At 59.5% G+C, this 12,482-nt stretch carries 14 protein-coding genes; 4 read left to right on the forward strand and 10 right to left on the reverse strand.

Annotated features, from left to right (window positions below; translation table 11 throughout):
• Positions 1-18: 18 nt before the first annotated feature.
• Entirely contained in the window at positions 19-147 is a 129-nt protein-coding gene (locus NW843_RS01280) for a hypothetical protein (RefSeq protein WP_414356470.1), read from the reverse strand.
• Between the two features lie 97 nt (positions 148-244).
• Between NW843_RS01280 and purN the strand changes: the two genes are divergently transcribed.
• Positions 245-907, forward strand: a complete 663-nt coding sequence (purN, locus tag NW843_RS01285) for a phosphoribosylglycinamide formyltransferase (protein ID WP_414352200.1) — start codon at positions 245-247, stop codon at positions 905-907.
• A 26-nt stretch (positions 908-933) separates the two neighbouring features.
• Complete coding sequence (locus NW843_RS01290; RefSeq protein WP_414521883.1) at positions 934-1,737, forward strand: PIN domain-containing protein; 804 nt, start codon at positions 934-936, stop codon at positions 1,735-1,737.
• A 336-nt stretch (positions 1,738-2,073) separates the two neighbouring features.
• Here the strand turns inward: NW843_RS01290 and NW843_RS01295 are convergent, their stop codons facing one another.
• From NW843_RS01295 to mrdA, 6 genes are all read right to left on the reverse strand, one after another.
• On the reverse strand, positions 2,074-2,205 hold the full coding sequence (locus tag NW843_RS01295) for a hypothetical protein (RefSeq protein WP_414373289.1): 132 nt from the start codon (positions 2,203-2,205) through the stop codon (positions 2,074-2,076).
• Positions 2,192-3,073: a hypothetical protein gene (locus NW843_RS01300; RefSeq protein WP_414521884.1), complete on the reverse strand. Its 882-nt coding sequence runs from the start codon at positions 3,071-3,073 to the stop codon at positions 2,192-2,194. Before NW843_RS01300 ends, NW843_RS01295 begins: the two co-directional genes overlap by 14 nt.
• Before the next feature lie 282 nt (positions 3,074-3,355).
• Entirely contained in the window at positions 3,356-4,015 is a 660-nt protein-coding gene (locus NW843_RS01305; protein WP_414521885.1) for a hypothetical protein, read from the reverse strand.
• Positions 4,016-4,040: 25 nt separating this feature from the next.
• Positions 4,041-5,174 (reverse strand): threonine-phosphate decarboxylase CobD, encoded by a 1,134-nt coding sequence (gene cobD, locus NW843_RS01310; protein ID WP_414521886.1) that lies wholly within the window; start codon positions 5,172-5,174, stop codon positions 4,041-4,043.
• A gap of 35 nt (positions 5,175-5,209) precedes the next feature.
• On the reverse strand, positions 5,210-5,515 hold the full coding sequence (locus tag NW843_RS01315; RefSeq protein WP_414352206.1) for an HU family DNA-binding protein: 306 nt from the start codon (positions 5,513-5,515) through the stop codon (positions 5,210-5,212).
• A 315-nt stretch (positions 5,516-5,830) separates the two neighbouring features.
• Positions 5,831-7,732: a penicillin-binding protein 2 gene (gene mrdA, locus NW843_RS01320; protein WP_414521887.1), complete on the reverse strand. Its 1,902-nt coding sequence runs from the start codon at positions 7,730-7,732 to the stop codon at positions 5,831-5,833.
• A gap of 125 nt (positions 7,733-7,857) precedes the next feature.
• Between mrdA and NW843_RS01325 the strand changes: the two genes are divergently transcribed.
• On the forward strand, positions 7,858-9,126 hold the full coding sequence (locus tag NW843_RS01325; RefSeq protein WP_414521888.1) for a lipopolysaccharide biosynthesis protein: 1,269 nt from the start codon (positions 7,858-7,860) through the stop codon (positions 9,124-9,126).
• Here NW843_RS01325 and NW843_RS01330 read toward each other — a convergent pair.
• Together NW843_RS01330 and NW843_RS01335 are read right to left on the reverse strand one after the other, a co-directional pair.
• Positions 9,113-9,478 (reverse strand): FHA domain-containing protein, encoded by a 366-nt coding sequence (locus NW843_RS01330; protein ID WP_011432528.1) that lies wholly within the window; start codon positions 9,476-9,478, stop codon positions 9,113-9,115. The two genes, NW843_RS01325 and NW843_RS01330, sit on opposite strands and share 14 nt — an antisense overlap.
• A 128-nt stretch (positions 9,479-9,606) precedes the next feature.
• On the reverse strand, positions 9,607-10,443 hold the full coding sequence (locus NW843_RS01335) for an SDR family oxidoreductase (protein ID WP_414521889.1): 837 nt from the start codon (positions 10,441-10,443) through the stop codon (positions 9,607-9,609).
• A gap of 117 nt (positions 10,444-10,560) precedes the next feature.
• Here NW843_RS01335 and NW843_RS01340 point away from each other — a divergent pair, with 117 nt between their 5' ends.
• The gene (locus tag NW843_RS01340; protein ID WP_011432526.1) at positions 10,561-11,052 is read left to right on the forward strand and encodes a YajQ family cyclic di-GMP-binding protein; all 492 of its coding nucleotides are present in this window, start codon (positions 10,561-10,563) and stop codon (positions 11,050-11,052) included.
• 187 nt (positions 11,053-11,239) lie between these two features.
• Here the strand turns inward: NW843_RS01340 and hemW are convergent, their stop codons facing one another.
• Positions 11,240-12,457 (reverse strand): radical SAM family heme chaperone HemW, encoded by a 1,218-nt coding sequence (gene hemW / locus NW843_RS01345; RefSeq protein WP_414521890.1) that lies wholly within the window; start codon positions 12,455-12,457, stop codon positions 11,240-11,242.
• Positions 12,458-12,482: the final 25 nt, after the last annotated feature.

The raw sequence follows: 12,482 nt of genomic DNA on the forward strand, positions 1-12,482 counted from the left end.
TCAGTATAGTTGAGCTTATTATTGACTAGAGTCATGCTCCTGCTGCATTTTCCGCATTTCTTGAGGCATCTCCCGCAGCTCCTCTTGGGCTTGATCCGTGCAGCGCTCGATGGCGCGGGTGCGCCTGTCAAAGCCGGCGACGGTCAAGTTTTTGGATCCCTCTCTGGATCAACCTGGCCAGAACCAGAGGGGAGGCTGTCTGGGTTTAAAATAGCGGGGCTGCAGACTTTCCCACCAAGCGCTCATGAACCTACCCAGCTTACTCTGGCCGGATCCCGACGGGATCCCAGTGCCCTCTCAACCGGGGATCCTTGGCATTTTGGCTTCCGGCAATGGCAGCAATTTCGAAGCTATTGCCCAAGCCATTGAGGCTGGGGAACTGCAGGCCCAGATTGCTGTGGTCATCACCAACAATCCCAAAGCTTATGTGCGGCAGCGGGCCCAAAAGCGAGGGATCCCTTGCGTCTTGCTCGACCACCGAGACTACCCCTGTCGCGAAGACCTGGATGCAGCTATCCTCCAAGTGCTCTGGCAGCATCACGTGGAATGGGTGATCATGGCCGGGTGGATGCGCCTGGTTACCCAGGTGTTGTTGTCCGCCTACCCGGATCGCGTCCTGAACCTGCATCCTAGCCTGCTGCCCAGCTTCAAGGGCCTGCGGGCTGTTGAACAAGCCCTGAAGTGCGGTGTGAAAATCGCCGGCTGCACCGTTCATCGGGTCACCCTGGAAATGGACAGTGGCCCCATCGTGGCCCAAGCAGCCGTGCCGGTTCTGCCCGAAGATACTGTGGAATCCCTTTACCGGCGCATCCAGACCCAGGAGCACCGCCTCTACCCACTGGCCATCCGCCTCTGCCTGGCAGAGGGATCCCTGCTACCCAAGTCTTCGGGGAAGCTACACAATTGAGGTTAAGTCCAACGCTGGCGCATCCCATGGCCGAGATCCCGCCTCTCCTCGTCTTCGACAGCCCCGTGATCCTGACCGGTCGTCTGGCTCTATGGCAGGAGTGGGCACGGTTTGGGGTGTGTGTGCTGCCACAGGCAGTGATGGCCGAGTTGGAACGCCTGAGCCGGCAGGCTATTGATCCCCAAGAAGAATCGACAGCCCGCGAGTTTTTGCGCCACTGGCCCAGTCTAGGGTTTGCCGTCTCAGAAGCCCGTGCCTTGGTGGGTGGCGCCGGTGCCGGCGATCAGTCCATGAGGGTACGTTTGGAAGAAGCGATTGCCGAATGCGCCTATGCCCTGGCCCAGCAGCAGCCGGGAACGCTGGTGGTTTTGGTCAGCAACGACCGGCCTTTGGTGGGGCGAATTCAGGGTCTGGGTCTCAACAACCTCTGTGCCATCTCTCTGGCAGAGCTGAACCGGTGGATGCGTCAGCAGCAGCGCCCTCAGGCTGTGGTTATGGCTTTGAATCGGTTACCAGGGCCACCCATTCCTGCCGCCCAGTTGACGTCCTCTACCCTCGCTCCACCTGCCCGTCCCTTGAGTTCCTCTCCAGCTTCCGGGAACCCCCCCGCCCAGGCGCGGCAGCGGTCTGGAGCTGCTCAGGTGGGGCCGAGCACAGCCCGCCTCTGGCCCTTTTTGAAAAGCCTACAGAATGCCCTTGCGTTGTTGCTGGCCCTGGTTTTCCTCTCGGCAACCGGGTTGCTGGCCTGGCGCCTGCTCGATCCAGAAGGAAGCGAAGGGATCTGGCAGCGGCTACCTCTCTCTCGGATCCCTTGGATTCGGGATCTATAGCCAGTTATTCCGAACCAACTTAAGACCCTTTCCGGTCTTCAGCCGGCCGCAGTCATTTTATAGTCGTTTCAGTTATTTCAGGTTAGGGTGAGACTCCTGGGCTGCTGATCGCGCCAGCGGGACGGAGTCCTTGAAAAGCCCTCTGGCCCTGTGCATTTAACGTTTGTTTTAGTGTTGTTTTAGGTGTGAGTGCAGTGTCCTAGTTGGAATGAAACGACCGTAATGAGGAATGAAACTGTTCCGTCGCATTGCCTGGGGGTGGTCGCGGAAGCGGCGTGGAAGGCTTGGGCGGCACCGCTGAGCAGCTGGGAAGCGTCTTAACCTAACTTGAAATGACTACAATGGGATCGACTCCAGCTCTTCTCCCAAGATGGGATCCCTGAAATACAAAGTTTGCTGCCAACCAGGATGAATTGGGTTTTGGCGCAGGTCAGCAGTGACGGGATGGCCAAAGTTACTGCTCAGCAATTGTAACGTTAAAGCCCTTATTTTTCAGGGTTTCCGCATGATAGCGGGCATATTCCAGTTGTTCAAATGCTGCCAACTGCACAAACTTCTGGCCATTCACATCTTTGACAAAGGCCCCATCAGAAACTTCTCGAGCACGTGCCAAGCTCTCTGCCCCTGAGTAGGTAGTGAGCACCAAGAAGGTTCCCTCGCCGCGGTTCGGCCCCAGAGAGTCTACGCTGTTGTCGCTTAGGGGCACCACGTTCTGGGATCCCGCAGAAGTAGGCGATGAAGGTTGGGACGGGCGCTCCAGGCTGGCTGCCAACTGCTCCACCGTTTGCAAGCTGGGGGGAGAGGGTTCCTTGGAAGCCAAGGCCAAGTCAGTTTGCAGGCTGTCCAGCAGGTTAGGAACGCCTTGAAGAGGATCCACCTGTACGTCCTTCAAGTCCGGGGTGGCCGTCAAGCCCAGCGCCAGCCGATCCGGATCCAAGCCACCGGAATAGAACTCCTCTCCCACCTGCCCTTCCACCGGTTCCAGTGGGATCAGGGGCAACTGGGCCAAATCCAGCTGGGCAGGGATCCCTTCTTCCGCCCTGTGGGCAGCGCTTTGGGGCAGGGACAGTTCTTCCGGCCAGATCAGCCAGCGCACCCCAAAGCCAATCCCCGCGCAGGAAAGCACCCACAGCAGCAAGACCCAGAGGGGCGAAAAGGCCCCGGAGGGCCGCGGCATCTCTTCCTCTTCCAAGTCTTCCACCACCTCTTGAATGAGTACAGGTGAAGGGCGCTGTACAGAGCTGGTATTCCCAAGCTGACCTGCTCGTGGGGGCGGGACAGAGTCCATGCGCTGCAAACGCTGCCAGAGGCGGAATCGCTCCAGTTCTTTCAGCACATCCAAATGCAGATGGCTCAGCGCCTCCTGAAGAGCAAGTTGAGGAACTGGATGTGAATGGGACTGCTGTGCCGGAGACAGGGGTTGGGTAGGGTCTGGGGGAAGCGGAGAAGGACTCATAGACAGCCCACACTCAACTTGATGTAAAGTCGGAGAGCAAACAATGCCGATCCACTGTTACAGCCGGAAACAGCCTAACAGGAGAACCCACCTTGGGAACAAGGATTGCCAGCGCTCTATACCCTGCCATAAATCACCATGCCATAAGGCTATGGCAGTCTTCTAGGGCTTTGCCTCCAGATAGAGGGCACGCACATCTGTCGGTAGGTTCTGAAGCAAGATCTGGCGGGCAGAGGCAACGATGGCATCCACGTCTTCTGGGGCGAGGTAATATCCGTCAGCCTTGAGTTGGTCGGCAATGCGAACCGGTGACCAGCCAAACCGATCCCGCAGCAGCAGAATGAAGCGCAGATCCCCCGGCAAGGTATCCAAACCAGCAGTCAAATAACAGGCCAGTGCCGGTGAAAGAGAGGACTTTGCCCCGCCTCTGGTGGAGTCGAGACTGCAAGAAGCTTGAGGGCGGGTGGGGATCCCATCCAAGGATTGGATCAGCTCACGGGTTTGCTCCGCCAGCCAGGGTCGCAGCACAGGATCCCCTTCGCCAGCCGCTTCTTCCACAAGGCTGTGGACATCTAGGCGCTGTAGGCGCGGGTAAAGCCGCAACCAAACCTGCTCTCGATAGGCAGCCCACTGCTCGGGCGGCAGATGTTCGGCAAGGATCCCGTCCACCCACTGGCAGTAGCGGCAAAACAGGCCGATGAAGTAGCGCGCCACCTCCGGCTGCCGTTGAAAGGCCCGCAGCAACTCCAGATCGCTGTAATGGGCCACCCCCCGCACGATAGGGGCGTTGCATTCCGGCCAGAAGGCGGTAGCTTCGGGCATGAGAATTTCTCCCGCAGAAAAATCCCTAGCTATTCTCCAGGATCTCCCGGCAGGCGGATAACAACTGCTCCTGCTCCGGCAGGGTGCGCAGGCCAATGCGCAGGTAGCGATCTCCCAGCTCGGGAAAACTCAGGCAATCCCGCACCAGAATCCGGTGCCGCTGCAGCAGCGCCCGCTGAATTTGCGTGGCAGAGCCAGGGCAGCGCACCAACACAAAATTGGCTTGACCAGGCCAGGGATCCCAGCCGGGCAGCGCTTGCAAACCCCTGAGCAAATGCTCTCGGGCCACGGGCAGCCAGGCGAAGGTGCGCCGGCGAAAGTCTTCATCGGCCAAAGCTGCCGCCACTGCCACTCCCGCCAATCCGTTGACGCTCCAGGGATCCCGCCACTGTCGCCAGCGCTGCCAGTGATCCGGGTGCCCCACCGCAAAGCCAATGCGCAAGCCGGGCAGTGTGAAGAACTTGGTGAGGGAACGGATGACGATGGTGTTGGGATGAGCCGCCAGGTGGGGGATCAAGGTTTGGCTGCGGGGCATTGCCGACGGGCTGGAGTTTAAGCTCAGGGTGGGCTCCCCCGGCAAAAAGTCCATAAAAGCCTCGTCCACCACCACCCGGTCGAACTGGGGCAGGAGAGGCAGGATATCTTGCTGCGGGATCAGCCAGCCCGTCGGGTTGTGGGGGTTGTTTAGCCAGAGCACCCGGTTTCCCTTGCCTGCCACCGGAAGGGGTTCCTGCAGAAGGGTAAAACCGGCGGATCCCTGGCCGGGGAAAAAAGGCAGCGGCTTGATGGTCGCCCCTGCCGCCCGCAGAGCCCGTGCATACTCCCCAAAGGCAGGCTGGGGCAGCCATACCTCCCGCCCTTGCGCATCCCGGGCTGCCCAGGTGAGCAACTCCGCTGCCCCATTGCCCACAAAGATCCACTCAGGATCGACGGCCCAATGGTTGGCCAAACAGATGCGCAAGTCCCGATAGTCGGGATCCGGGTAGCGGCTGATTACAACCGGGTCTGCTGCAGACAGCGCCTGAGTCAGAGCTTGCAAGACCGATTCCGGTGGGCCCAGCGGATTCAAGCTGGCCGAAAAATCCAGAATCTCCTGGGGAGAGCAGCCAGCGATTGCTGCTCCCCAAGCCCAATTGCCACCATGTCGAGGCTGCTCCACGCCCTACCCAGCAGCCGAGTCCCAACCCGGCGAAATTAAGATTTCCCCCCTGCTACTGCTTCGCGGAATGACTTGCCCACCCTAAAAGTGGGGACGATGCTCTCTGGGATCACCATTTTTTGGTTGGTTTTCGGGTTGCGACCTTCCCGCTCTTTGCGCTTGCGAGCCTCAAAGGAGCCGAAGCCCACCAGGGTCACCTTCCCCTTGGGTTCACCGTTTTCATCGCGGGATGCGACCTCTTCGACAATGATCTCCAGTGCGGCGGAAATGACAGCCTCCGCTTCTTTTTTGGTTACATTGGCGCGATGAGCGACGGCATCAACAAGTTCTGCCTTGTTCATCCTGATCTCCTTTTGAGTTAGGCAATAAAGTTAGAGCGTTCCTTGGATCGCGGATTCGCTCAGGCGTTGCGGAGCGACCGCGGCCCAGAGTGTTCTCAGTGTGTGGGAGCGGGGCTTGCCCTGTAATGCGCCAAGGCGCCACCGGCGCGAATGGCAGGATTGCGGCAGTTGAGCTCCAAATCACTGACATATTCTACAGCTAAGTTAGGGCAGAAGCCTGCTGGGCAAGGGATTTTAGGGGATCTTAACGCAATTTTCTGGGAGACAAGAGACTGCATATACCCAGTTGGCTCGGATCCGACAGAAAGCTAGGGCTCACGACTCGGGTCGGAAGTAGGCCCGCATCACCTCTCGAAAGATGGGAGCGGCCCGTGATCCACCCCCACCGCCGCTGTTTTCCAGAAAGACCACGACCACCAATTCGGGCCGGTCGTAGGGAGCATAGCCAACATACCAAGCGTGGGATCGCCGCGGCGGATCCTCTGCGGTGCCGGTTTTACCAGCCGTTGGGGGAAATCCTGGCCCCAGGTTGGCGTTGCCGCCAGTGCCGTAAACCACGACATCTCGCAGCCCCTGCTGCAGGATCTCCAGGGTGGCAGGGGAAAGACCTACCTTTTGGCGCAGCGGCACAGGGCTTTCCGGGATCACCTGGTGCGAGAGCAAGGGGCGCACCCGCCAGCCCCCATTGGCCACTGCCGCCGTTACCACCGCCATTTGCAGCGGCGTAGCGGTAATAAATCCCTGGCCGATGGACATGTTGACCGTGTCGCCCACATACCAGGGCTCGCGCCAGTGGCGCTGCTTCCACTCAGCATCCGGCACCAGGCCAGCAGCCTCCCCTTTGAGGCCGATCCCGGTCAGTTGCCCCAACCCAAAGCGGCGCGACCATTCTTGCAAAGGGGCAGCCTTGGTGCCGAGGGCGATTTGGTAGAAAAAGGTGTCGCTGCTGTAGGCCATCGCCTGCCGGTAGTTCAGCCACCCGAAGCCGGCCCGGTTCCAGTCCCAAAAGCGCCACCCTCCCACCTGGATGTAGGGGCCGGTCTGCAGCACGGTGTTGGGGGGAAAGGCTCCCGACTCAATCCCGGCAGCGGTGGTGATGATTTTGTAGGTGCTGGCGGGGGGATAGGGCCGCAGGCCGCGGTTGAGGAAGGGAAAATCCTGCTGCTGCAGGCTCTCCCACTGGGCTTGGGTGATGCGGCTGGAAAAGAGGTTGGGATCAAAGGTGGGATAGCTGGCCATGGCCAGGATCGAGCCATCGCTGGGATCCATGGCGATCACCGCTCCTTTTTGCTGGCCGAGGGCTCGCTCTGCCGCCTGCTGCAGCCGCACATCCAAAGTGAGCTGCAGGGTGTTGCCCGGTTGGGGCGCTTGTTCCCCCAGCACCCGCAGCACCTCTCCCATGGCGTCCACCTCCACCTGTCGCCCGCCCCATTGGCCGCGCAGATGGTTCTCGAACAATTCCTCCACTCCCATCAGGCCAACGATATCCCCCAGGCGATAGCTAGGATCCGCCCGCAGTTGTTCCTGCGAGATCTCGCCGGTGTAGCCCAGCAGGTGAGCGGCCAAGTCGCCGTGGGGATAAAACCGCACCGTCTCCGCCTCCACCATCACTCCCGGCAGCTCGCGGCTCATCTCCTCCAGTTGAATGACCACCTGGGGGCTGGCGTTGCGCAGGATGCGCACGGGAAAAGGGGAACGATATCCAGCCTGTTCTAGCTTTTGGGCGATCTCCTCAGGGGCGATGTTCAAGTAGTCTGCCAACTTGGGGATCATCTCCTGCCAGCGCTGCCGCGACTGCACCAGAGGCCAGAGGAAGACCGAGTGGGACAATTGGCTGCCCGCCAGCAATACGCCGTTGCGATCCACAATGCGTCCGCGTTCTGGCGGCTGGGGCAACAGGCGAATGCGGTTGGTATCGGCCAGCTGGCGGTAATACTGGGTGCGCGCCAACTGCAGGTAGGCCAGACGGGATCCCAGCCCTCCAAACAGCAGCAGACTGGTCAGCAAGAGCAAGACAACGGCCCGATAGCCCTGCCCCACCGTTTTGGCCGATGCGGATCCCAGCCAACGAGGGCTACCGCCGTCCGGCAGGGGTGGGGGAAGTACCCGGCGGGGGGCAGGCGGTCTGGAATGGGGGGAGAACAGGGCTTGCGGATCCCGTCCTGCCAAGGTGTGGGGGCTTCGCGCGGCGTTGCTGACGGGGTAGAGTTTGGCCATGAACTTGCCAGAAGAATTGCAACCCATACACCCAAAATCAAGAGGAGACGCCCGCTCTTGGGCGGGCCCTCTCAGCATCCATCCAGTATCCCTGGCTGCGGCAAGCCTCGTCCAGGAGTGGCAGCGTGGATAGAGCAGAACAACAACGGCTGCGCCAGGCTGCCTGGCTGATGGTGGGCAATGGCCTGCGCCTGGGGTTGTCCGGGGCCTATTTCATCCTGTTGGCCCGTCTGTTGGGGCCGGAAGCCTTCGGGGTTTTCTCTGCCATCTTGGCCTGCAGCAACCTGGCCGCCCCGTTTGGCTATTTGGGCCAATCGGAACTGCTGATCCAGCGCCTCAGCCGGCAGGGATCCCCGACTTGCACCCAGGGGGTTGGCCCCAGCTTATGGCTGGCGGGATTGGGCTGTGGGGGGATGGCGCTGGTGTTGTGGCCCCTCTTGAGCGTTTGGCTGGCCGGGACGCCGGCAGCGGTGGTGGGGGTATTGCTTTTGAGCGATCTGCTGTTCATCGCGGTGCCAGAGGTGTACAGGGGGATCCTGATCGGGAGAGAGCAGGTTGCCGGCGTAGCCCTCATCGACACGGGCATGGCGCTGGGGCGATTGGGGGCAGTATTGCTGGCGGTGGCCTTAGGCTGGGGATCCCTGGTGCAATGGGCTGTTCTGTACGGCCTGATGGTGTTGGTCGTGCTGCTGCTGATCGCGAGGGGGATGGGGCGGTGGAGCGAGCCTTCTCCCCCCTTGGCCCTGATCTGGAGAGATCTGCGGGAACGGCTGATAGCGGGCTGGGACTTTGCGGTGGGGCTGGCCGCGGTGAAAACCTTCACCGATTTGGATAAGCTGCTCTTGCCCCGCTTGGCCTCAGCAGCGGCGGGGGGTCTTTACAGCGCTGCCTATCGGGTGATCAACTTCTCGCAAACGCCGATGATTGCTCTGCTCACCAGCCATTTTGCCGAGCTGTGCCGCCAAGGCCAAAAAGGACTCCCACAAGGCTGGCGCTACGCCTGTCACCTTTCCCCTTGGGTGGTGGGCTACGGCAGTTTGGCCGCCCTGGGGCTGGCGCTGGGATCCTACGGGATCCCCTGGGTGCTGGGATCGGCTTACCGGGAAACGGCCCTCATCCTGCGCTGGCTCAGCCCGGTCATTTTGCTGGAAGGGATCCACCTTTTGCTATCTCACCTGCTCACTGGAGCAGGGTTGCAAAAGCCCCGCAGCCGTCTGCAACTGATGGCTCTGGGGCTGAATGGGCTTTTGAATGCGGTTTGGATCCCAAGGTGGGGTTGGCAGGGGGCGGCCCTAGCGACCTTGCTGTCGGAGATGGCCTTGGTGCTGGCTTTGCTGCTGTTGATTGGGGGGCGATTGCACGCTCTGCAGAGATCTGGGCCTAGGGAGCCTTAACAATTTTGTAGGTGGCTTTGGCATCGGGGCCAAAGGTGATCACATCCCCCGACTTGAGCTGGTGGGTGGTCAATTTCTGGCCGTTGATCAACAAGCCATTGGTGCTGGGGCGACCTTCCAGATCCCCATCCAAAATGCGGTAGCAATATTCTCCCTCTCGCTCGGCGGGAATCCGCAGCAGCATGGCGTGGTAGCGGGAGGCATACTGAGAGTTGAGACAGATGTCGTTCGCCAAGTCCCGACCGATGAAGTATTTGGCGGATCCCAGCACCTGGGTACGGCGGCCATCTCGGTCTTCCACGATCAAGATGTGCTGGTGGGTACCGGAAGGAGAAGGCACAGATTCAACCATACTTCCGCTGTCAATACCAGTGTTTAACCGTACCTCAAACTATACCGAAGTTTAGCCTTCTTCCTGCTATCGCTGGGTCTGCAGAATCGCTCATCCAGCGCCCCAGAACTCTCGACCGATCCAGTGGGCTAGCGAGGAACATTCTGGAGCAATGAGCCGACCCATCCGGGGAAGAGGGTGTAAGCTCCTACCGCCCATTGGGCCATGCCCACCACCACCTCTGACTTGGACTGGCGAGCGGCATCCCAAATGGCTTCGGCAACTTCTTCCGGCTGGCTGACCCAAAAACTCTCCAGCGCCTGTTGCATTTGCTCACGGGCTTTGCCACCTGAGGTTTGGGCTTGGCTGTCGGGAGAGGACGCTGGCCCCACCTCATCCAGAAAAATGGCTCGCTTGAGGAAATTGCTGCTGACGATGCCCGGATGGACGCCAATTACCTGGATCCCTTGGGGTTGCAGTTCCAGACGCAGCGCTTCTGTCAGCCCACTGACCGCGTACTTGCTGGCACAATAGGCGCTCATCTGGGGCAGGGGCATTTTGCCGCCAATGGATCCCACGTTGATGATCTGGCCTTTTTTGCGCTTCAACATGTCGGGGAGCACGGCTCGAATGGTGTGGAGGTAGCCCCAAAAATTGACCGCCATCAGAGCCTGCCAGTGCTCCGGGGTGGTTTGCAAAAAAGGGCCACTCATGCAGATGCCGGCGTTGTTGATCAGGCAATCGATGCGGCCATAGCGTTCTAGGGTTCTCTCCACCAGGTTTTGCACCTGTTCTGGCTGCGTGACATCGGTGGGAACGGCCAAGACCTCGGCATTTAGGCTTTGCTCCAGGTCGATGGCCGTTTGCTTCAGGGTTTCGGCAGTGCGGGCAGCCAGCGCCAATCGGTAACCCCCACGGGCAAAGGCAAAGGCAGTAGCTCTGCCGATGCCTTCAGAGGCGCCTGTAATTAAAACAACATCGGCCATCCTGCTTCTCCGCAAATCTGGACTGGGATCCTTCTACCTGTTGTAGCTTCTCCGAGAGTTAGGGATCCCTGCTTGGCTGAGGGCTTAAGATACTGAACGATAGCGAAGATAAGGTTTATGGCCTCTACCTACTCATTTGACATCGTCAGCGATTTCGATCGGCAGGAACTGGTGAACGCTGTGGATCAAGCCCGACGGGAGATCAAACAGCGCTACGACCTCAAGGATACTCAGACGGAAATTGAGCTGGAGGAGGGATCCCTGACCATCACCACCGCCAACGACATGGCCCTCAACTCCATTCGGGATCTGCTTCTTACCAAAGCGGCCAAGCGGGGTCTATCCCTGAAGATCTTCGACTTCCAACCCCCAGAGAGCGCCGGCGGCAACCGAGTGCGCCAGGTGGTTCACCTGAAAAAGGGCATTGATGCCACACTGGCCAAACAGATTGCCAAGCAAATCCGCGACAACTTTAAGAAAGTGCAGCCTGCCATTCAAGGGGATCTGGTGCGCGTTTCCGGCAAGGATAAAGACGAGCTACAGGCGGTCATTCAAATGCTTAGGCAGCAGGACTACCCGGTGGCGCTGCAATTTGTCAACTATCGATAGGGATCCTCTGGGCTTCCGTATCTTTCCCCTCAACCCCTCTTGCAAGATTAGAGATCTCAGGATCTGTGAAATGTTGGGTTTAATGGCTGCTGGAAATGGTGATGGCCTACGCTCCTCAAAGCTTGAGTTTTCGGCCAATTGGGATAGGGGGCTCTGGTGAGAAATCTTGTGAAAGTAACCGTCGGAATCAAGCCAGTAAGTCCTTGAGAATCTCATTGGAAAATAGCCAGCCATTGGGTGGGATCAGCCGCAGCCGACCCGCCTCGCAACTGGCCCAGCCCTTCTCGAAATAGGGATCCAGCTTCTCCAAAGCTTGCTCGACCTTTGCCCGGCCAAAACGCTCTTGCAAATGGCCCAAATCCAGACCTTCCTGTAAACGCAGCCCCAACATCAAAGTATCCATCCAAACTTCCTCTGGAGATGCTTCAGGAGGGAGGGGGTAGACTCCAGCTTTCACCTGCTCAAAGTAGTGGTAAAGGGTTTTGGGCTGCTGAATGCGCCGTCCCCCCTCGTAGCCGACGGATCCCATGCCAAAGCCGAAGTAAGGGCGATTTTCCCAGTACACTCGGTTGTGGCGACAGGCGTAGCCGGGGCGGGCAAAATTGGAGATTTCGTAGTGGATGTAGCCCGCTTCGGTGAGCAGCTCCCGCGCCATTAGGTACATGGCAACTGTGGTTTCCTCGGTGGGCAAAGGCGCATCTCCCGGTCGGTACATCCGGCCAAATCGGGTTCCCGGCTCAATCGTCAGATCATAGACGGAGACATGGGTGGGGTTAATCTCAAGAACAGCTCGTAGAGACTGCTGCCAGTGTTCCAAAGTCTGGTAGGGCAGCCCAAAGATCAAATCCAGGTTGAAATTCTCAAAGCCCGCCGCCTGCAAGTCGGCCACGGCTTCGTAAACTTCCTCCACTCCATGCAGGCGGCCACAAGCGGCCAGCAGCTCCGGTTGAAACGCTTGTACCCCCAAGCTGATGCGGTTAACCCCCAGCTCCCGGTAGCCCGCCAACTGCTTCCGCGTCAGGGTGCCGGGATTGGCCTCTAGGGAAATCTCACAGTCAGGATGAAACGGGATCCTCTCTTTCAGCTCGTTCAAAATCCGCCCCACTTGCTCCACCGTCAGCAGAGAGGGTGTGCCACCCCCGAAAAAAAGGCTGGTCAACGGTCTGGGATCCCCGGCCAGATGGCGGTAGCGGTAGGAGCTGCCGATCTCTCGGCAGAGCATTTGCACGTAAGTTTCTATCAACTCTCGGGTGCCCAAGCCCGTGGCAAAATCACAGTAGTGGCAGCGCTGCCGACAAAAAGGGATGTGCAGGTAAGCTGCTTCAGGCCAATCAACCTGGTCGCGGCAGGGTTGCGGAGCAGTACCGGTCGGAGTGGGATCGTGCGAAGCAATTGCCACAGCCATGGGTCAGCTCAAACGGGATAGAACC

This window comes from Synechococcus sp. R5-12 (genome assembly GCF_047502655.1).
Taxonomy (GTDB): Bacteria; Cyanobacteriota; Cyanobacteriia; order Thermostichales; family Thermostichaceae; genus Thermostichus.

Excerpts from the sequence above, each read along its gene's own strand:
- purN (WP_414352200.1), top strand. The coding sequence starts at position 245 with ATGAACCTACCCAGCTTACTCTGGCCGGATCCCGACGGGATCCCAGTG.
- NW843_RS01290 (WP_414521883.1), top strand. The coding sequence starts at position 934 with ATGGCCGAGATCCCGCCTCTCCTCGTCTTCGACAGCCCCGTGATCCTG.
- NW843_RS01305 (WP_414521885.1), bottom strand. The coding sequence starts at position 4,015 with ATGCCCGAAGCTACCGCCTTCTGGCCGGAATGCAACGCCCCTATCGTG.
- NW843_RS01315 (WP_414352206.1), bottom strand. The coding sequence starts at position 5,515 with ATGAACAAGGCAGAACTTGTTGATGCCGTCGCTCATCGCGCCAATGTA.
- mrdA (WP_414521887.1), bottom strand. The coding sequence starts at position 7,732 with ATGGCCAAACTCTACCCCGTCAGCAACGCCGCGCGAAGCCCCCACACC.
- NW843_RS01330 (WP_011432528.1), bottom strand. The coding sequence starts at position 9,478 with ATGGTTGAATCTGTGCCTTCTCCTTCCGGTACCCACCAGCACATCTTG.
- NW843_RS01335 (WP_414521889.1), bottom strand. The coding sequence starts at position 10,443 with ATGGCCGATGTTGTTTTAATTACAGGCGCCTCTGAAGGCATCGGCAGA.
- NW843_RS01340 (WP_011432526.1), top strand. The coding sequence starts at position 10,561 with ATGGCCTCTACCTACTCATTTGACATCGTCAGCGATTTCGATCGGCAG.
- hemW (WP_414521890.1), bottom strand. The coding sequence starts at position 12,457 with ATGGCTGTGGCAATTGCTTCGCACGATCCCACTCCGACCGGTACTGCT.